Source organism: Microbacterium sp. 4NA327F11, assembly GCF_005503465.1.
GTDB lineage: Bacteria > Actinomycetota > Actinomycetes > Actinomycetales > Microbacteriaceae > Microbacterium > Microbacterium ginsengisoli.
In genome coordinates, this window is record NZ_SCOB01000016.1 from 1 (window position 1) to 17962 (window position 17962).

Sequence of the window (17962 nt, forward strand, 5' to 3'; positions counted from 1 at the left end):
GCGTTAGCGTGAGACACGAAGACCTCCGTGGTCAGGATGCGAGTGTGGTAACCCACATCCTGCCCGGAGGTCTTCGCCTACCTCACCCGTTCACAACCTCCCGGGGAAGTACACCTAGATCGCGGATGTCACCCGCGCCCGGCAGCGGAAGGGTGCGCGCGTTCGCGCCGTCGAGGTCGGTGACGATGAGCTCGGGCTTGTCGTCGGCGGTGCGCACCGACATCACGAGGTGCTGGCTCGTCGCCCGGAAGTCCTCGATGTGAGGGTTCTCGAAGACGGGGACCGCCTGGGCACCGTCGAGCCCGGTGCGGAAGATCGTGTCGGTGCCGCTGCCGCGCTTGAGCATGAAGACCGACAGCGCGGGCGTGTGGAAGCTCTCGCTGAGCGTCGTCACCGGACCTCCGCCGATGCCGACCACCCCGTGGACGGTGACGGTGTACTGCGTGTCGTCGTAGAGGGCGTTCGAGAAGCGCACGCCGATGTCGCGCTCCGACGTCTGCACGGTGAACGACGCGGCAGGCGTGACGGTGACCTGCGAGGTCTCCACCTTCTGCAGCGACTGCGAGGTGGTGAGGATGACGCGGGCACCGCCGGCCTCGACAGCCGCCTGCGGATCGACCGACACCGCCGTCACACGCGGACCCTGCACGCTCGACACCGCCGCGCCCGCGAGCGCGACGACGCCGAGCACCGCGATCACGGCGGCGAATCCGATGCCGAACGCACGCCGGCGACGGCGACTGCGACCCGAACGGGTGCGGAGTGCCGGGTCAGTACTCATACGGATCCTGCGGCTGGGCGATCGGTGTGACGCTCGAGGCGACGATCTCGAGCTTTCCGGTGTCGGACGCCGCGCGTACCGTGCCCTTCACATCGACCCACTGGCCGGTGTTCGGTGTCGAGTCCGCCCCCGCGATCGTCAGGCTCGCGGTCTGCGCATCGATGACGCAGTGTGTGATGACCAGCCGTGTCAGATCGAACGCCCCGCCGTTCTGCGCGGGGGTCACGAAGCCGATCAGCGACACGGTGCGACCCTCGAACACCTCGGTGCTCGTCGCGGTCGCGAACACGCTGGCCCAGTCGCCGACCCCGAAGGTTGCCGTGTCGCCCGTGCTGGCGAGGGTGATCGTGTCGGATCCCGCGAACAGGGGCGCAGCGCCCACGTTGCGCGACTGCGCGAGCTCGGCGCTGAGGGATGCCGGGGGCACGACGACGATCGCGACCGCCACCGCAGTCGCGATGGCCCCGCCGATCGCGGTCGCGCCGAGCCCCACCCACGCGCGCACCCCGCGGCGGGGCGCGTGCTCGTGGTCGTGCGGGTGGTCGTGGTCGTACGCGTGGTCGTGGTCGTGATGCGCGGCATCCGCCACCGCACCGTGGTCGTGACCGTGGTCGGCCTCGGCCCCGAGGGGCAGCGCGAAGCTGAGCACTGCGCCGATGAGCACGACGAACGCCATGGGCACCGCGAACCAGTACGACGACGGGTTGATGTAGAGGGCGAGCTGGCCGGTGAGCCAGAGCACGATCGTCGCGACCGCGAGGAGGGAGGCGATGCCCGCGCCCATCCACCGGGAGAAGAGAGCCGACGACCTACGCAACGAGGTTCACCACCAGACCCAGCACGAACGCGAACAGCACGACGACGACGACCGTGCCCGCGAGTACGCGTGCCGTGAACGTCGTGCGCATGAGGGCGATCATCTTGACGTCGACGAGCGGACCGACCAGCAGGAAGGCGACGATCGCGCCCGGGGTGAACGTCGACGCGAAGGACAGGGCGAAGAACGCGTCCACGTTCGAGCAGATCGAGACGATCATCGCGAGGATCATCATCGCCACGATCGAGAGCACCGGGTTCGAGCCGATGGCGAGAAGCGCCTCGCGCGGCACCAGAACCTGCACCGCCCCGGCGAGCGCCGAGCCGATCACCAAAGCCGGCATGACCGCGCGCAGCTCCACGAGGAACTGCGCCAGCGAGCGGCGCCAGCGCCCGCCCGACTCGGTCTCGACGATCTCGCAGGTCGCCCGGAACCGATCGGTCAGCAGCGCGTCGGGGTCGGGGTGGCGGCTGTAGAGCCAGCCGATGAGGTTCGCGACGACGAATCCGCCGAGCAGGCGAGCTACGAGGATGCCGTCGTCGAACCCGAATGCCTGGTTCGTGGTGATGATGACGATCGGGTTCACGATCGGGGCGGCGACGAGGAAGGTGAGCGTCTCCGACACCGCGAACCCGCGCATCAGCAGCCCCCGCGCGAACGGCACGTTGCCGCACTCGCACACGGGGATCAGCATGCCGAGCAGCGACAGCACCGCCCGGCGGGCCCAGGCGCGGCGCGGCATCCATCTCTCGATCGCTCCGGGCGGCACCCACACCTGCACGACGATCGACAGCAGCACACCGAGCGCCACGAAGGGCAGCGACTCGATCAGCACGCTGATCGCGAGGGTCAGGCCGTCCTGCGCGCGGGTCGGGAGGGAGATGTCGAGCGCGCCCGGAACCAGCAGGTTGACGGCGAAGACGACACCGACCACGATCGCGCCGATGAGCAGGGCGCCGGCGATGCGTCCGGGCGCGCGACGGGGCTCCGGTGCCGGGGTCGACCGGCGCACCCGGGCGCGTTCAGCCGTTGTCACGCTCGTGGGCCCGGAGGGCGGTGCAGTCGGCGCAGAGACCGAAGATGTCGACGACGTGCTCGGCCTCGGTGAAGCCGTGGGCCGCGGCGGTGCGACGGGCCCACTCCTCGACGTCGGTCGCCGCGATCTCGACGGCCTTGCCGCAGCGGCGGCAGATCAGGTGGTGGTGGTGTCCCGTCGTCGCGCACGCGCGGTAGAGGCTCTCGCCCTCGGGGCTCTGCAGCGAATCGGCCTCGCCGTGGGCGGCGAGGGTGGAGAGGGCGCGGTAGACGGTGGCGAGACCGATGCCGGTGTTCTGCTCACGCAGGCGCGCGTGCAGATCCTGTGCGCTGATGAACCCGGGAGCGTCGGACAGCTCTTCGCGCACGCGATCGCGCTGCCACGTGTTCCGCTGCACCATGGCGGCGAGTCTACCCACGAGGAACGCGGGGTCAGCCGGGGCATCCGGCTTTCCCGGCGTCCTCAGAGGGCGCGGGTCTGACGCTCCCTCGCCGCACCGACGATGCGGCAGACGAGGTAGATGAGGAACGAGATGGTCGTGATGTAGGGGCTCACCGGCAGAGTGCCCATCACGGCGAGCAGGATGCCGCCCACCGCCGAGGCCACGCCGAACGCGGCGGCGAGCACCGGCACCGCGAGCGGACCCGTGGCCACCCGCATCGCCGCCGCGGCCGGGGTGACCAGCAGCGCGAGCACGAGCAGCGCGCCGATGATGTGCACCGCGACAGCGACGACGAGGCCCAGCAGCAGCATGAAGCCGAACGACACCCACGTCGACGGCACACCGCGGGCTGCTGCCGACTGGGGGTCGAGGGAGTCGAAGCGCAGCGGCCGCCACATGAGCAGCAGCGCCACGAGCACGACGGTGCTGATGACGGCGAGGGCCGTCAGCTGCGCCGACTGCACGGAGACGATCTGTCCGGTGAGAAGGCTGAAGCGGTTGGCGCTGCGGCCGTTGTAGAGCGACAGGAACAGGATCCCGAGGCCCAGGCCGAACGGCATGAGCACCCCGATGATCGAGTTGCGGTCGCGGGCGCGCACCCCGAGCCATCCGATCAGGCCCGCGGCGATGAGCGAGCCGATGATCGATCCGGTGACGATGTCGAAGCCGAACAGCAGGGCCGCCGCCGCTCCGGCGAACGAGAGCTCCGAGATGCCGTGCACCGCGAAGGCCATGTCGCGCTGCATGACGAACACACCGATGAGGCCCCCCACGAGGCCGAGGAGCGCTCCCGCCCAGACGGAGTTCTGCACCAGGGCGAGGATCGCGCCGTACTGCGAGATGCCGCCGAAGAGGGCGTTGCCGATCGCGTCGCCGTTCATCCGTGCTCCTCGCCGTGATGGTGAGGGGATGCCTCGGCATCCGGCGCGCCCACGACGACCAGCCGGTCGCCGGCGCGCAGCACGTAGACCGGGGCGCCGTAGAGCTCCGAGAGCACCGCCGAGTCGAGGACGTCCGCGGGTCGCCCGAGCGTGAAACGGCCGCCGGCGAGGTAGAGGATGCGATCGACCGAGTCGAGCACCGGGTTGATGTCGTGGGTGACGAAGAGCACCGCGGCATCCTTCTCGCGACGATGCCGGTCGATGAGGGAGACGATCGCCTGCTGGTTGGCGAGATCGAGGCTCGTGAGGGGCTCGTCGCACAGCAGCAGCTTCGGGTCGTCGGCGAGCGCCTGGCCGACGCGCAGGCGCTGCTGCTCGCCGCCCGACAGGAGTCCCACCGGGCGGTCGGCGAAGGCGGCGGCGCCGACCTCGCCGAGAAGCGCGTCGATGCGGGCGCGGTCGCCGCGCCGCGGGATCGGCAGGCCGAAGCGGTGGCCGTCGACGCCGAGTCCGACGAGGTCGCGCGCGCGCAGCGACGTCTCACGCGGGAGCGGCCGCTGCTGGGGGATGTAGCCGACGCGCCGGTTGCCCGGGCGCGTCACGCGCCGGCCGAGCGCGGTGACCGATCCCTCGCTCAGCCGCTCGAGGCCGAGGATCGCGCGCAGCAGTGTGGTCTTCCCGGAACCGCTCGGCCCGAGCACGGCGACGAGCTCACCGGGGGCGAGCTCGAGGTCGAGGCCGCTCCACAGCTCTCGGGTGCCGCGGCGGAGCGCGGCACCCGAGATGCGAAGCGGCGAGGGGGCCGGGGTCACTTGCCCAGCGCGTCGGCCAGCTGGGTCACGTTCTGCTGCATCCACTGTGCATAAGTCTGGCCTGCCGGGAGGATCTCGGAGAACTTCAGCACGGGGACGTTCGCAGCCTTCGCCGCGTCCTCGACCTGGGTCGTCTCTGCTCCGGCGGCCTGCGCGTTGACGATGACGACCTTCGCGCTGCCGTCGGAGATGAGGGCGAGCGCCTGCAGCAGGGTCGCCGGCGGGACATCCTGGCCGCCCTCGACGGCCTCACTGAACGCGACCGGAGTGACGTTGTCCAAGCCGGCGGTGTCGGTGAGGTAGAGCGGCAGGGGCTCGGTGACGAACACTCCCACCCCCGCGTGAGCGGCGGCAATGGTGGCGATGCTCTGCTCGATCGTGTCCATCTGGGTGCCGAACGCCTGCGCGTTCGCGGTGAACGTCGCCGCCTGGGAAGGGTCGAGCGCGCCGAGCTCGGTCGCGATCTTGGCGGCCACCGTCTTCATGACGGCGGGGTCGTAGAAGACGTGCTCGTTGAAGCCCTCGAGGTGGTCGTGGGCGTGATCGGCGTCGTCCTTGTGCTCGGCGGTGTTGCCGTCGGCCGGGTACTCGGGCGAGAGGGTCGCGGCGGTGATCATCGGCGCCGTGGAGCCGGTGGCCTGCACGAGCTGGTCGAGGAAGGGGTCGTAGCCGCCGCCGTTCTCGATGAGCAGCTGCGCGTTCTTGACGGTGAGCTGGTCGGCGGCGCTCGCCTCGAAGTCGTGCGGGTCCTGCGACTCGTTGGCGATGATCGAGGTCACCTGCACGGCCGACCCGCCGACGGTCTGCGCGATGTCGCCGTAGACGTTCGTCGAGGCGACGACCTGGATGGTGCCGCCCGACGACGACGGTGAGGATGCCGCCGCCCCCGTGCAGCCCGACAGTGTCAGGGCTGCCGCGGCGGCGAGCAGGGGCAGGGCGAGGAGGGTCCGGGGGGATCGCATGCGGACAGCTTATGCTTAGTGATAATCGTTCTCAAAATCGCGCCGCGGGGGACGCTGCAGCACCGGCCCCCGGCCGTGCTGCCACGGCTACTCGACCAGCAGCGCGGGCTCCTCGAGCACGGCGGCGACGTCGGCGATGAACCGGCTCATGCCGTCCCCGTCGATTACCCGGTGGTCGAACGACCCGGCGACGGTGGTCACCCAGCGGGGGCGCACCTCGCCGTCGACGACCCACGGCTTCTGCCGGATCGTGCCGAGCGCGACGATGCCGGACTCGCCCGGATTGATGATCGGGGTGCCGGCGTCCATCCCGAACACGCCGATGTTCGTGATCGTGATGGTGCCGCCCTGCTGGTCGGCCGGTGCGGTACGACCCTCACGGGCGGTCAGCGTGAGCTTCTCGAGCGCGCGGGCGAGATCGCGCATGCTGAGGTCCTGCGCGTCCTTGATGTTCGGCACGAGGAGGCCCCGCGGAGTCGCCGCGGCGATGCCGAGGTTCACGTAGTGGCGCACCGAGATCTGGGCGCCGTCGTCGCCCTCGACCCACGCGGCGTTCACCATCGGCGTGCGGCGCACCGCCCAGATCACCGCGCGCGCCATGATCAGCAGCGGCGAGACCTTGATGTCGGCGAAGTCGGGCGAGGCCTTCAGGCGCTTGACGAGCTCCATCGTGCGGGTGGCGTCGACATCCGTCCACACCGACACGTGCGGCGCCGAGTAGGCGCTCGACGTCATCGCACTCGCGGTCGCCTTGCGCACGCCGCGCACGGGGATCGACTCGACGCGCACGTCGTCGACCTCGGATGCCGCGGCCGCGACGGCGATCGTCTCCTCGCGCACCTCCGGCCACTCCGGCGTCTCGATGTTGCGGAACACGCTCGCCTGCGAGGCATGCGCGACGACGTCCTCACGGGTGACCTCGCCCGCCGGGCCGCTCGGCACGACCGAGGCGAGGTCGACACCGAGGTCACGCGCGAGCTTGCGGATCGGGGGCTTCGCGACCACACCGACCGATGCGGCGACGGGCTTCTCGGCGGGCTTGCGCCGACGCGAGTGCACCTGCTCCGCCGAGCCGTAGCCGACGAGCACCGACCCGGAGCCCTCGCCCGGATCGGCGGCCGGCGCGGCGGGTGACGCGGGGGCCGCGGCATCCTGCCCGCCCGAGATCGTGATGATCGCCGCGCCGACGTCGACGGTCGCACCCTCGGCCACGAGCAGCTCGCCGACGGTGCCCGCGAAGGGCGACGGCAGCTCGACGAGCGACTTGGCCGTCTCGATCTCGACGAGCACGTCGTTGACGTCGACGGTGTCGCCGGGGGCCACGCGCCACGAGACGATCTCGGCCTCGGTGAGGCCTTCGCCGACGTCCGGGAGGTGGAAGGTCTGGTCGCTCATCCGGGTTCCTTTCGCGGTGCGGTCTCAGTAGGCGAGGCTGCGGTCGACGGCCTCGAGGATGCGGTCGGGGTCGGGCAGGTACACGCCCTCGAGCTTCGCGGGCGGGAAGGGGGTGTCGAAGCCCGACACCCGGATCACCGGCGCCTCCAGCGCGTAGAACGCCTTCTCCGCGACCGTGGCCGCCACCTCGCTGCCGACGCTCACGAAGCCGGGAGCCTCCTGCGCGTAGACCATGCGACCGGTGCGGCGCACGGATTCGAGCACGGGTCCGTAGTCGATCGGCGACAGCGACCGCACGTCGACGACCTCGCAGCTCGTGCCCTCGCTCTCTGCGAGCGCTGCGGCCTGCAGCAGCACCGAGACCATGGCGCCGTGACCGACAAGCGTGACGTCGGTGCCGCGGCGCACGATGCGCGACGCGTGCAGCGGCAGAGCGGATGCCTCGAGGTCGACCTCGCCCTTGTGCCAGTAGCGGCTCTTCGGCTCGAGGAAGACGACCGGGTCGTTGGAGGCGATGGCCTCCTGGATCATCCAGTACGCGTCGTTCGCGGTCGACGGGCTCACGACCCGCAGACCCGGCGTGTGCGTGAAGTAGGTCTCCGGGCTCTCCTGATGGTGCTCGACCGCGCCGATGTGGCCGCCGTAGGGGATGCGGATCACGATCGGCATCGAGAGCACGCCCTCGTGGCGGTTGGTCATCTTGGCGAGCTGCGACGTGATCTGGTCGAACGCGGGGAACACGAACCCGTCGAACTGGATCTCGCACACGGGCCGGAAGCCGGCCATGGCGAGGCCGATCGCGGTGCCGAGGATGCCAGACTCGGCCAGCGGCGTGTCGATCACCCGGCGGTCGCCGAACTCGGCCTGCAGGCCCTCGGTCACCCGGAACACTCCGCCGAGCGGTCCGATGTCCTCACCCATCAGCAGTACCCGCGGGTCATCCGCGAGAGCCTTGCGCAGGCCCGCGTTCAGCGCCTTGCCGAACGGCAGCGTGGTCGTGTCGCTCATGCGTCGCCTCCGTCGAGGGATGCCTCGTAGTCGGCGAGCCAGCGCGCCTGCTCGGCCATCAGCGGGTGATCATCGGTGTAGACGTGGGCGAACATGCTGGGCGCCTCGGGTGCGGTCAGGGTGACGGCGCGCGTGCGCACGTCATCGGCGTGCGCGGCGGCGCCCTCGTCGACCTCGTCGAAGAAGGCGGCGGATGCCCCGCGGCCCTCGAGGTAGGTGCGCAGGCGCGCGATCGGGTCGCGCAGCGCCCAGCCCTCCTCCTCCGAACCGGTGCGGTACTTCGTGGGGTCGTCGCTCGTGGTGTGCGCACCGCGACGGTAGGTCACCGCCTCGATGGCCGACGGGCCCTCGCCCGCCCGGGCGGCCTCGAGCGCGTGGCGGGTGACGGCGTAGCTGATGAGCACGTCGTTGCCGTCGATGCGGTGGCTCGGCATGCCGTAGCCGTAGCCGCGGCGCGAGAGCGCCGTGCGCGACTGCACCGCGACCGGCACCGAGATCGCCCACTGGTTGTTCTGCAGGAAGAAGACCTGCGGGGTGCGGTAGCTCGCAGCGAAGACCATCGCCTCGTGCACGTCGCCCTGGCTGGACGCGCCGTCGCCGTAGTAGACGATGACTGCCTCGTCGCGCTCGGGGTCGCCGGTGCCGGTGCGGCCGTCGAACACGAGGCCCATGCCGTAGCCGGTGGCGTGCAGGGTCTGCGAACCGAGCACGAGCGTGTAGAGGCGCGTGTTTCCGTTGGCCGGGTCGAGGGGGTTCCAGCCGCCGTGGGAGACGCCGCGCATGAGGCGGATGATGCCGACCGGGTCCACACCGCGGATCGTGGCGACGATGTGCTCGCGGTAGGAGGGGAAGATGTGGTCCTGCGGTCGTGCCGCGCGGATCGAGCCGACCTGTGCGGCCTCCTGGCCGAAGCTCGGCGGCCAGAGGGCGAGCTGGCCCTGCCGCTGCAGGTTGGTCGCCTGCCGGTCGAACGCGCGCGAGGTCACCATGTCGCGGTAGAAGGTCTCGAGGTCGGTCTCGGTGAGCGCCTCGACGAGTGGCAGGAAGGGTTCTGCCGACGGCGTCGGGGCGTACGAGCCGTCGGCGGCCAGCACGCTGATGATCTCGGGGTCGGCGGGCGGGGCCACGTCGTCGAGCGGAGTCACGGTGTCTACGCTAACGCGAGCGCCGGATGCCCCTTCGCGAGAGTATCTACAACGGATGCCGCGATCTGCAGGACCTTCTCGACAGTCTCGGCCTCGCCGATCGAGATGCGCAGGCCGTCGTCCCCGTAGGGACGCACGATGATGCCGCCCTCGTCGAAGGTCGCGGCGATGCGCTGGCTGTCGGCGCGGGTGTCGAGCCAGACGAAGTTGCCCTGCGTCTCGGGCACCCGCCAGCCCTGGGCACGCAAGCCGTCGACGAGGGCCGCGCGCCGGTCGGTGAGCTCGCGCACGCGGTCGAGCAGCTCGGCTTCGGCGTCCAGGCTGACGAGCGCCGCCGACTCGGCCGCAGCCGTCACCGACAGCGGGATGGCGGTGGAGCGGGCGAGGTCGAGCACGCGCTGGTGGCCGACGGCGTAGCCGACACGCAGACCCGCGAGGCCGTACGCCTTGGAGAAGGTGCGCAGGGCGACGACGTTGGGACGGATGACACCGAGCTCGCGCAGCCCGTCGACGGCCTCGGGGTCGGTGACGAACTCGGCGTACGCCTCGTCGAGGATGACGAGCACATCGGCGGGGATCCGCGCGAGGAACTGCTCGAACTCGGTCTGCGTGACGATCGGCCCGGTGGGGTTGTTCGGGCTGCAGACGATGATCAGTCGCGTGCGATCGGTAACCGCAGCCGCCATCGCGCCGAGGTCGTGGCGACCGTCGGCGAGCAGGGGCACCTCGACGGCGGTCGCGCCGGCGATCTTCACGTGCCCGGGATAGGCCTCGAACGAGCGCCACGCGTAGATGATCTCGTCGCCGGGACCGGATGTCGCTAGCACCAGCTGCAGCAGGATCGACACACTGCCGGCAGCGATGTGCACCTCCTCGGCGGTGACCCCGAAACGCTCGGCGAGACGTGCGCGCAGGAGGGCGGCCGAGGCATCCGGGTAGCGGTTCACTCCCGTGGCACCCTGCAGTGCGGCGACGACGCTCGGCAGCGGCTCGAACGGATTCTCGTTGCTCGAGAGCTTGAACGCATCGGCGCCGGCCTGGCGTCCCTGGCGGTACGGGGGGAGCGCCGCGATGTCGGCGCGGGCGCGGATCGGGAGCGAATCGGTCACGTGCCGAGTCTAGGAGCGGGCGCACCGCGGCATCCGCGTCCGGAGCGCTTCCGGCCCGAGGATGCCGCGTGGGAGACTGCGCGCATGGGATTCCTCATCCGCGCCGTCGTGAACGCCTTCGCCATCTGGGTCGTGACCCTGATTCCCGTGTTGGGTGTCGTCGTGATCCCGTTCGCACCCGGCGAGACGCTGCAGCTGGTGATCACACTGCTGGCGGTCGCGGCGATCTTCGCGATCGTGAACTCGATCGTCGGCACGATCGTGAAGATCCTGACCTTCCCCCTCTACGTGCTCACGCTCGGCCTCTTCTCGCTCATCGTGAACGGCTTCCTGCTGTGGCTCACCGCGTGGATCACGGGGCTGTGGAACTGGGGCCTTCGCATCGACGGCTTCTGGTGGGGAGTGGTGGCGGCGATCGTGATCTCGCTCATCAACTGGATCGCCGGCATCATCATCCGGCCCCGCCGCCGCTGACGTCCCCGCCCGTTCGGCTGCCCAGCGGCCTCTGGAGCGACGGGTCGAGACCCGGCGTGGGCGTCGGCGCGGGTGTGGGTACCGCCTCGGCCGAGTAGGCGAAGGTCTCGACGCTGACAGCCGCGTCGTAGACGGCGAGCCGCTGCTCGAGGGCGGCGAGCCGCGGATCACCCGAGGCATCCGCCCGCCGTGCCGTCTCGAGATACGCGCCGCCGTCGTGGGCCGGCATCGTGACGTCGTGCGGGCCGGTGGCGGGGTCGACGACCCGACCGATCGTGACGCCACCGTCCGCGCCGAGAGCGGCCGCGCTCGGCGGAGCGGCGAGGGCGGCGATCGGGTCGTCGTCGTGCCGCACATCGACGACGAGGGTGGCCGGATCGACGTCGACGGCGACGGGGGACCCGAACGTCGCGAGCACGGGCACGTCGTACTCCCCGGATGCCGCGAGGTGGGCGGCGACCATCGCGCCCTGCGAGTAACCCGTGACCTGCACTGTGTCGCCGCGCTGCGCACCCGCGGCTTCGAGCGCCTGTGCGACGGCGGCCGACGAGGTCGACGCGTCACCCCGATACAGCGCGAGGTTCGCGGTGTTGTCCCACGTCGATGACCCGTCGGTGCCGGCGATGTACGCGGCGTACGCCCGGCTGCCGTCGGACATCGTGTAGCGCTCGATACGCACCCGCGCCTCTCCCGTGGGCACGCGCGCGTAGAGGTCGGCCAGCCCGGCGGGGCGGCCGGTCGCAGCGCCCACGGGCTGGGGCAGGAGGGTGACAGCGGGCACGGAGCCGCCCAGACGCGCGCCGCGCGCGACGCGGCCGGGCGCATCGGCACCCCGCAGTGCGCCGCGCGCACCGAGCACGAGCGCGAGAGCGCCGATGCCGAGGGCGCCGGTGAGGCCGACGATCGGCACACCCCACGCGGAGAGCTGGCGCCACACCTCGTCGGAGTGGCCGGTCGCGGCCAGCTCGGAGGCATCGGCGATGTCTGACGCTGCCGGCCATCGCGCCCTGAGTCCGTCGATCGACACGTCGATCTCGGCCACACGACCGTGGTCGCCCGAGGTCTCGGCGAGGGCCCGCTCGGCGCGCAGCTCGACGAGCTCGTACGCGGCCGCTGTGTTCTCGAGCGCGTCGGCGAGGTAGGCGACATCGGCCACCAGCACACCGGTTCCGCTCACGAGCGTCGATGTCGCCACCTCGAATCGGCCGCCGTGAGGGAACACCGCGAAGCTCAGTTCACGCACCCGCCGAGCCGCCTCTCCCGCGGCCGACGCGAGCGGGGCGAGGGCGCGCACCCGCTCGGCCGCGGCGCGCAGGGTCGCGGTGTCGACGGCGACGGCGCCGCCGGAGCGGATGTCGACGTCGCTCACGGCGCCCCCACGCCCGCCAGCAGCGTCGCCTGCACCCAGCGCGCATCATCGGCCGCGACCCGTGCGCGGCGGCGCGTGCGGTCGGCGAGGGAGCACGTGGCATCCCATCGGGTCGCGAAGGCGAGCATCGCCTCGGACTGCCACTGCAGTTCGGGGGCGATGCGGGCGGCGGCGACCGACAGGTCGCCCACCAGTTCGGCGAGGTGGTCGAACGCGGCGATCAGGGCGGCGACCTCGACGGGGGTGGCAGCGGCTGGCATACGGCCACGCTCGCGCACGACATCCCGCACGAGGCAGGTGAGAGCACGACCGGGGGACAAACCGGGCGGTCCCGCCCCTGGGCAGGAGGCCGTGCACGGGGCCAGAATGGAGCAATGCCCTCGTCCGCACCGTTCCGCGTCGTGTTCGTGTGCACCGGCAACATCTGCCGTTCCCCGATGGCCGAGGTCGTGTTCCGCACGCTCGCCCAGCAGGCCGGCCTCGGCGACCGCGTCGCCTCGTCGAGCTCGGGCACCGGCGACTGGCACGTCGGCGAGCGCGCCGACCCCCGCACGCTCGACGCCCTCGAGCGCCGCGGGTACGACGGCAGCCGGCACCGCGCGCGCCAGTTCTCGTTCGCCGACTTCGACTCGAGCGACCTCGTCGTCGTGCTCGACCGCGCCCACGAGCGCATCCTGCGGGGCTGGTCGCGGGACGACAACGACGCAGACAAGATCGCGCTGCTGCGCTCGTTCGACGCGGAGGCGGGCGACCATCTGGACGTGCCCGACCCGTACTACGCCGGCCCCGACAAGTTCGACGGCGTGCTCACTATGATTGAGAAGGCCTGCCGGGCGCTCTTCCGGCAGCTCGAGCCCGCCCTCCGTTCCGCGGGCTGACCTTCTCCCGACAGGAGTCCTCCGTGTCGTCGTCGTTCCCCGTGCAGCCCCTCAGCCCCCTCGACGGCCGGTACCGCGCCGCGGTCGCCGAGCTCGGCGAGTACCTCTCCGAGGCGGGCCTCAACCGCGCCCGCGTCGAGGTGGAGGTCGAGTGGCTGATCGCCCTGACCAACGAGAGCGCGTTCGGCACCTCCCCGCTCGACGAGGTCGCCCAGGACCGACTGCGCCTGCTGTACCTCGACTACGGCCAGGCCGAGATCGACTGGCTCGCCGAGCGCGAGGCCGTCACCCGCCATGACGTGAAGGCCGTCGAGTACCTCGTGCGCGACCGGCTCGCGCAGCTCGGTCTCGACCGGCTCGCCGAGCTCACCCACTTCGCCTGCACGAGCGAGGACATCAACTCCACTGCGTACGCACTCACGGTCAAGCGTGCCGTGCACGACGTGTGGCTGCCGAAGCTGCGCGCGGTGATCGGCGCCCTGTCGGCCCTCGCCGAGAAGCATCGGGATGCCGCGATGCTCGCCCGCACCCATGGGCAGCCCGCGACCCCCACCACCATGGGCAAAGAGCTCGCGGTGTTCGTCTGGCGTCTCCAGCGGGTCGAACGGCAGATCGCGGCATCCGAGTTCCTCGCGAAGTTCTCGGGCGCGACCGGCACCTGGTCGGCGCACCTGGCCGCCGCCCCCGACGTCAACTGGCGTCTGGTCGCGAGCCGCTTCATCGAGCACCTCGGGCTCGGGTTCAACCCGCTCACCACCCAGATCGAGTCGCACGACTGGCAGGTCGAGCTGTACGACCGCGTGCGCCATGCCGGGGGCATCCTTCACAATCTCGCGACCGACATCTGGACCTACATCTCGCTCGGCTACTTCGCGCAGATCCCCGTCGCGGGCGCGACGGGATCGTCGACGATGCCGCACAAGATCAACCCGATCCGCTTCGAGAACGCCGAGGCCAACCTCGAGATCTCCGCGGGCATCCTGCAGACGCTCGGACAGACGCTCGTCACGAGCCGCCTGCAGCGCGACCTGACCGACTCGACCACGCAGCGCAACATCGGCGTCGCGTTCGGCCACTCGCTGCTCGCGCTCGACAACCTGCTGCGCGGTCTCGGCGAGATCTCGCTGCGCGACGACGTGCTGCTGGCCGACCTCGACGGCAACTGGGAGGTGCTCGCCGAGGCCATCCAGACCGTCGTGCGGGCGGAGGTCACCGCAGGCAATTCGACGATCACCGACCCCTACGCGCTGCTGAAGGACCTCACGCGCGGGCGGCGGGTCGGGGCATCCGATCTCGCCGACTTCGTCTCGCAGCTCGACATCTCGGATGCCGCGAAGCAGCGCCTGCTGACGCTGACGCCGGCGACGTACACGGGCATCGCGTCGGAGCTCGTCGACCTGATCTGACGGCGACGGGCGAGCAGCGGCGGCTACGGAGCGTCGGCGCCCGAGTCCGCGTCGTTCTTCTCGGCCTTCTGGGCGTCCTTGGTGAGCAGCACCGGGCCGTCGATGGCCTTCGTGACCTGCGCGGGATCGACCACGAGCACGAGCAGCGCGATGACGACGAGCGTCACGACGAACGTGATGCCTGCGGCGATGAGTCCGATCACCAGGGCGTGCTGGCCCTGACCCGAGAAGCGGTCCTGGAAGAAGCCCATCGAGATCAGCACGACGACGCCCGCGAACACGGCGGCGGCGAGGGCGAGCCCGAGCAGCTGGACGGGCTTGAACAGGTCGCGGCGGGTGGGCTTGTCGGTCATGCGCGGTCCTTCGACGGGTCTGCGGTCGCGAGCGCATCGGCGGGCGCGGTGGGGCGTCGCGGCGAGAGGCCGGCGATCGCGAGGTAGACGGCGATGATGGCGGCGTATCCGCCGAACACGCCGACGCCGATGGCGGTACCCGTGAGGGTGAACGACTGGTTCGCCTCGGCGATGTAGTACGGCAGCACGTACTGCGGGCTGATGAACAGCATCCCCACCGCCAGCAGCACCGTGATGGCCCCGACGATCAGGCCGTCACGGGCATCGGATGCCGCCGCTGTGCCTCGTGCGCTGCGGCGCACCGCGCGCCAGCCCGCGATGCCCTCGATGAGCCCGGTGACGAGCGCCCAGACGATGACGAGGACGAACAGCAGCACGGTCGAGCGGATCACGGCGACACCCGCGACCATGCCGGCGACGAGGGTGAGGACGCCGAGCACGAGGGGAAGTGTGCGCTGGCCGCGGGGGTACACGAGCCAGGCCGAGAGCAGGAACACGAGGGCGGTCGTGATCGCGAATCCGCTGAACACCGACAGTCCGACCGAGGCGGAGTGGTCGGCAGAGAACGTGATCATCGCCGCCGCGATCGCCGCGAACACGGCGCGCGCCAACTGCAGGTGGCGCACCTCGAAGGCGCGGGCGGTGGGAGCGTCGGGCACGGGGAAACCTCGGAAAGCGGCAGAGTCGATCAAGTCTACGTCTCGCCGGCTGTGAACCGAGGGGTCCGGTCAGCCCCCGACGGTCGTGAGGGCGGGGTAGTCGGTGTAGCCGCGGGCGTCCGGCCCATAGACGCTCGCCTGGTCGACCGCGTTCTCGTCGGCACCCTCCCGCCAGCGGGCAACGAGGTCGGGGTTCGCGATCAGCGCGCGTCCGACGGCGACGGCGTCCGCGACTCCGGAGGAGACGAGGGTTTCGGCCTCGTCCCGGGTCGTCGGGCTCGCGACTCCGGAGTTGGCGACCACCACGCCGCCGAACCGTCGACGCAGATCCTGCACGAGCGATCCGTCGAGGTCGGGGTGCAGCACGCTGAGGTACGCGAGACCGAGCGGGGCGACCCCGTCGACGAGGGCCTCATAGGTCGCGCGGACGTCCGCGGCATCCTTCTCCCAGACGTCCTGGATGTTGCGCTCCGGCGAGATGCGCAGGCCCACCCGAGCCGCACCGACCTCGGCGGCCACGGCGCGGGTGACCTCGATCACGAAGCGGGCGCGGGCGGCGGGGCTGCCGCCATAGCCGTCGGTGCGCACGTTGGACGCCGGCGAAAGGAACTGGTGCAGCAGGTAGCCGTTGGCGGAATGCACCTCGACCCCGTCGAGTCCGGCGGCGATCGCACGGCGGGCGGCGAGCACGAACTCGTCGCGCACGATCTCCAGCTCCGCGCCGTCGAGGGCGTGCGGCACGGGATAGGGCTTCTTGGATCCGCCGGGCACCCGCACCTCGCCCTCGATGGCGATCGCCGACGGCGCCACGATGCGCGCCGTTCCGGTGATCTCCGGGTGCGAGACGCGGCCGCCGTTCATGAGCTGGGCGAACACGTGTCCGCCGGCGGCGTGCACCGCGTCGGCGACGAGCGCCCAGCCGGCCGCCTGCTCCTCGGAGGCGATGCCGGGCTGCCCGGGGTACGCCTTCGACTCGGCACTCGGGAAGGTGCCCTCGGTGATGAGCAGACCCGCCGTCGCACGCTGGGCGTAGTACTCGGCGATGAGCGGCGTGGCGACGGCGTCCGTCCCGGCGCGCAGGCGGGTCATCGGCGCCATCACCAGCCGGTTCGGGAGTTCCAGGAGGCCGACGGTGACGGGGGTGAGCAGCTGCACGGGCGGGTCCAATCGATCGGGGATGCCGCCGGACACAACCCGTCGCGGAGGTTGCCTATTCCGTCGGGCGGCGCGGCGCGGCATCCTGGTGTGCACCGCACGTTCACGAGAGGGGTCCCGATGCTCGTGCAGGTCGCCCAGCATGCCGAAGATCTGGCGCGCGCCACCGCCTGGTACTCGACGCTGCTCGCGCGCGAGCCCGTCGCGGCGTTCGATCCGCCGGGGCTCGTGTTCTTCGACCTCGACGGGGTGCGACTGCTCGTCGACCGCGCGGCGCCGTCAGCGCTGATCTACCTGCGTGTCGACGACATCGACGAGGCCGTGGCGCGGGCGCGCGATGCCGGCACCGAGGTGGTCACGCCGCCGCATCCGATCTTCTCCCACCACGACGACAGCCTCGGTCCCGCAGGCTCCGACGAGTGGCAGGCGTTCGTGCGCGACTCGGAGGGGAACCTCGTCGGGCTCGTCGAGCAGCGACTCGGCTGAGCTCACGCGGCGAGCCGCTGCCGCAGGAAGTCGACGACCGCGGCCCGGGCCGCATGGGTCGGATGCCCCGCCTCGCCCGCGTGCGGATCGGTGAGCACCGAGTGGGCCGAGGTCGGGATGCCATCGGGGTTGCCCGCTGAGGAGTCGATCTCGAACGCGCGCCAGCCCTCGCCGAGCGCCCGCTCGAACGCGGCGAAGCGGGACGCCGGCACGCTGCGGTCGGCGGTGAAGCGCAGACCCAGGGCGCACAGTCCCTCATCGCGCACGCGGGTGGCAAGGGTCGCCTCGGCGGCCTCGGTGAGTCCGGTGGCGTGCGCGCCGGCGCCGAAGGCGGGCGGCAGGGCGGGCTGCGACAGCACCGGCGCGATGACGGCCGGCTCGACGGCGGCGGCGAGCGCGAAGCCGCCCGAGAAGCACATGCCGATCATGCCGACGCCGGCACCGCCCGACTCGGTGTGCAGGTCGCGCGCGAGCGCGCGGAGGTAGGACGTGACCGGCCGATCGGCCCGGCGGGCGAACGCCGCGAACTCGCGCGACACGCACATGCGCAGGGCGGAGGCCGCGAGGTAGCCGCCGGTCGCGGGACGACCCGGAGTGCCGATGATCGAGGGCACCGCGACGCGGAACCCCGCCTCGACGAGCAGGTCGGCGAGGCCGATCACCTCGGGGGTCGCACCGGGGATCTCGGGGACCAGAACGACGCCGGGACCGGTGCCGCGTCGGAACACCCGGTGGGTGAGGCCCGCGGCGGTGAAGTCTGCGGCATCCCATCTCTCGTCGAAGCCGTCGCTCAC

21 protein-coding genes are annotated in these 17962 nt (G+C 71.4%); 4 read left to right on the plus strand and 17 right to left on the minus strand.

Going from position 1 to position 17962, the window contains the following annotated elements; all coding sequences use genetic code 11:
• Positions 1–82: 82 nt before the first annotated feature.
• From FFS51_RS10785 to FFS51_RS10835, 11 genes are all read right to left on the minus strand, one after another.
• Positions 83–781, minus strand: a complete 699-nt coding sequence (locus FFS51_RS10785) for a hypothetical protein (protein WP_137878344.1) — start codon at positions 779–781, stop codon at positions 83–85.
• Positions 771–1565, minus strand: a complete 795-nt coding sequence (locus FFS51_RS10790) for a TIGR03943 family putative permease subunit (RefSeq protein ID WP_056207341.1) — start codon at positions 1563–1565, stop codon at positions 771–773. The genes FFS51_RS10785 and FFS51_RS10790 overlap by 11 nt, the downstream gene beginning before the upstream one ends.
• Before the next feature lie 25 nt (positions 1566–1590).
• Positions 1591–2610: a permease gene (locus FFS51_RS10795; RefSeq protein WP_045247029.1), complete on the minus strand. Its 1020-nt coding sequence runs from the start codon at positions 2608–2610 to the stop codon at positions 1591–1593.
• A 10-nt stretch (positions 2611–2620) separates the two neighbouring features.
• Positions 2621–3034 carry a Fur family transcriptional regulator gene (locus FFS51_RS10800; protein WP_045247030.1) on the minus strand — a complete coding sequence of 138 codons (414 nt, stop codon included), beginning with the start codon at positions 3032–3034 and terminating at the stop codon, positions 2621–2623.
• 62 nt (positions 3035–3096) lie between these two features.
• Complete coding sequence (locus tag FFS51_RS10805; RefSeq protein ID WP_045247031.1) at positions 3097–3957, minus strand: metal ABC transporter permease; 861 nt, start codon at positions 3955–3957, stop codon at positions 3097–3099.
• Positions 3954–4769 carry a metal ABC transporter ATP-binding protein gene (locus FFS51_RS10810; protein ID WP_056207342.1) on the minus strand — a complete coding sequence of 272 codons (816 nt, stop codon included), beginning with the start codon at positions 4767–4769 and terminating at the stop codon, positions 3954–3956. The genes FFS51_RS10805 and FFS51_RS10810 overlap by 4 nt, the downstream gene beginning before the upstream one ends.
• Entirely contained in the window at positions 4766–5731 is a 966-nt protein-coding gene (locus FFS51_RS10815) for a metal ABC transporter solute-binding protein, Zn/Mn family (protein WP_056207344.1), read from the minus strand. The genes FFS51_RS10810 and FFS51_RS10815 overlap by 4 nt, the downstream gene beginning before the upstream one ends.
• Positions 5732–5818: 87 nt before the next feature.
• Positions 5819–7126, minus strand: coding sequence for a dihydrolipoamide acetyltransferase family protein (locus tag FFS51_RS10820; RefSeq protein WP_056207347.1), 1308 nt, complete (start codon positions 7124–7126; stop codon positions 5819–5821).
• Between the two features lie 24 nt (positions 7127–7150).
• Positions 7151–8134 carry an alpha-ketoacid dehydrogenase subunit beta gene (locus tag FFS51_RS10825; RefSeq protein ID WP_056518790.1) on the minus strand — a complete coding sequence of 328 codons (984 nt, stop codon included), beginning with the start codon at positions 8132–8134 and terminating at the stop codon, positions 7151–7153.
• A complete protein-coding gene (locus tag FFS51_RS10830; RefSeq protein ID WP_045247040.1) occupies positions 8131–9279 on the minus strand; it encodes a thiamine pyrophosphate-dependent enzyme in 1149 nt (382 codons plus the stop codon). Before FFS51_RS10830 ends, FFS51_RS10825 begins: the two co-directional genes overlap by 4 nt.
• A 5-nt stretch (positions 9280–9284) precedes the next feature.
• On the minus strand, positions 9285–10388 hold the full coding sequence (locus FFS51_RS10835; RefSeq protein WP_056518793.1) for a histidinol-phosphate transaminase: 1104 nt from the start codon (positions 10386–10388) through the stop codon (positions 9285–9287).
• Positions 10389–10472: 84 nt separating this feature from the next.
• Here FFS51_RS10835 and FFS51_RS10840 point away from each other — a divergent pair, with 84 nt between their 5' ends.
• Complete coding sequence (locus FFS51_RS10840) at positions 10473–10862, plus strand: phage holin family protein (protein WP_045247042.1); 390 nt, start codon at positions 10473–10475, stop codon at positions 10860–10862.
• Here FFS51_RS10840 and FFS51_RS10845 read toward each other — a convergent pair.
• Positions 10840–12231, minus strand: coding sequence for a hypothetical protein (locus tag FFS51_RS10845; protein ID WP_056518795.1), 1392 nt, complete (start codon positions 12229–12231; stop codon positions 10840–10842). The two genes, FFS51_RS10840 and FFS51_RS10845, sit on opposite strands and share 23 nt — an antisense overlap.
• A complete protein-coding gene (locus FFS51_RS10850; RefSeq protein WP_056207351.1) occupies positions 12228–12491 on the minus strand; it encodes a hypothetical protein in 264 nt (87 codons plus the stop codon). Before FFS51_RS10850 ends, FFS51_RS10845 begins: the two co-directional genes overlap by 4 nt.
• Before the next feature lie 114 nt (positions 12492–12605).
• Here FFS51_RS10850 and FFS51_RS10855 point away from each other — a divergent pair, with 114 nt between their 5' ends.
• Positions 12606–13109 carry a low molecular weight protein-tyrosine-phosphatase gene (locus FFS51_RS10855; protein ID WP_045247045.1) on the plus strand — a complete coding sequence of 168 codons (504 nt, stop codon included), beginning with the start codon at positions 12606–12608 and terminating at the stop codon, positions 13107–13109.
• A complete protein-coding gene (purB, locus tag FFS51_RS10860; protein WP_056518797.1) occupies positions 13106–14515 on the plus strand; it encodes an adenylosuccinate lyase in 1410 nt (469 codons plus the stop codon). The genes FFS51_RS10855 and purB overlap by 4 nt, the downstream gene beginning before the upstream one ends.
• Before the next feature lie 23 nt (positions 14516–14538).
• Here the strand turns inward: purB and FFS51_RS10865 are convergent, their stop codons facing one another.
• From FFS51_RS10865 to FFS51_RS10875, 3 genes are all read right to left on the minus strand, one after another.
• Positions 14539–14868, minus strand: a complete 330-nt coding sequence (locus tag FFS51_RS10865) for a hypothetical protein (RefSeq protein WP_056207353.1) — start codon at positions 14866–14868, stop codon at positions 14539–14541.
• On the minus strand, positions 14865–15527 hold the full coding sequence (locus tag FFS51_RS10870; RefSeq protein WP_056518799.1) for a hypothetical protein: 663 nt from the start codon (positions 15525–15527) through the stop codon (positions 14865–14867). The genes FFS51_RS10865 and FFS51_RS10870 overlap by 4 nt, the downstream gene beginning before the upstream one ends.
• A 69-nt stretch (positions 15528–15596) precedes the next feature.
• Positions 15597–16682, minus strand: a complete 1086-nt coding sequence (locus FFS51_RS10875) for an alkene reductase (protein WP_056518801.1) — start codon at positions 16680–16682, stop codon at positions 15597–15599.
• A gap of 120 nt (positions 16683–16802) precedes the next feature.
• On the opposite strand from FFS51_RS10875, the gene FFS51_RS10880 reads away from it, so the two are divergent.
• Complete coding sequence (locus FFS51_RS10880; protein ID WP_056207356.1) at positions 16803–17168, plus strand: VOC family protein; 366 nt, start codon at positions 16803–16805, stop codon at positions 17166–17168.
• 2 nt (positions 17169–17170) lie between these two features.
• Here the strand turns inward: FFS51_RS10880 and FFS51_RS10885 are convergent, their stop codons facing one another.
• A complete protein-coding gene (locus tag FFS51_RS10885; RefSeq protein ID WP_056518839.1) occupies positions 17171–17962 on the minus strand; it encodes a dienelactone hydrolase family protein in 792 nt (263 codons plus the stop codon).

Bases quoted from the DNA above. Each gene is read 5' to 3' on its own strand.
- FFS51_RS10785 (WP_137878344.1), bottom strand. From the start codon at position 781: ATGAGTACTGACCCGGCACTCCGCACCCGTTCGGGTCGCAGTCGCCGT.
- FFS51_RS10790 (WP_056207341.1), bottom strand. From the start codon at position 1,565: ATGGGCGCGGGCATCGCCTCCCTCCTCGCGGTCGCGACGATCGTGCTC.
- FFS51_RS10800 (WP_045247030.1), bottom strand. From the start codon at position 3,034: ATGGTGCAGCGGAACACGTGGCAGCGCGATCGCGTGCGCGAAGAGCTG.
- FFS51_RS10805 (WP_045247031.1), bottom strand. From the start codon at position 3,957: ATGAACGGCGACGCGATCGGCAACGCCCTCTTCGGCGGCATCTCGCAG.
- FFS51_RS10815 (WP_056207344.1), bottom strand. From the start codon at position 5,731: ATGCGATCCCCCCGGACCCTCCTCGCCCTGCCCCTGCTCGCCGCCGCG.
- FFS51_RS10820 (WP_056207347.1), bottom strand. From the start codon at position 7,126: ATGAGCGACCAGACCTTCCACCTCCCGGACGTCGGCGAAGGCCTCACC.
- FFS51_RS10825 (WP_056518790.1), bottom strand. From the start codon at position 8,134: ATGAGCGACACGACCACGCTGCCGTTCGGCAAGGCGCTGAACGCGGGC.
- FFS51_RS10840 (WP_045247042.1), top strand. From the start codon at position 10,473: ATGGGATTCCTCATCCGCGCCGTCGTGAACGCCTTCGCCATCTGGGTC.
- FFS51_RS10850 (WP_056207351.1), bottom strand. From the start codon at position 12,491: ATGCCAGCCGCTGCCACCCCCGTCGAGGTCGCCGCCCTGATCGCCGCG.
- FFS51_RS10855 (WP_045247045.1), top strand. From the start codon at position 12,606: ATGCCCTCGTCCGCACCGTTCCGCGTCGTGTTCGTGTGCACCGGCAAC.
- FFS51_RS10865 (WP_056207353.1), bottom strand. From the start codon at position 14,868: ATGACCGACAAGCCCACCCGCCGCGACCTGTTCAAGCCCGTCCAGCTG.
- FFS51_RS10880 (WP_056207356.1), top strand. From the start codon at position 16,803: ATGCTCGTGCAGGTCGCCCAGCATGCCGAAGATCTGGCGCGCGCCACC.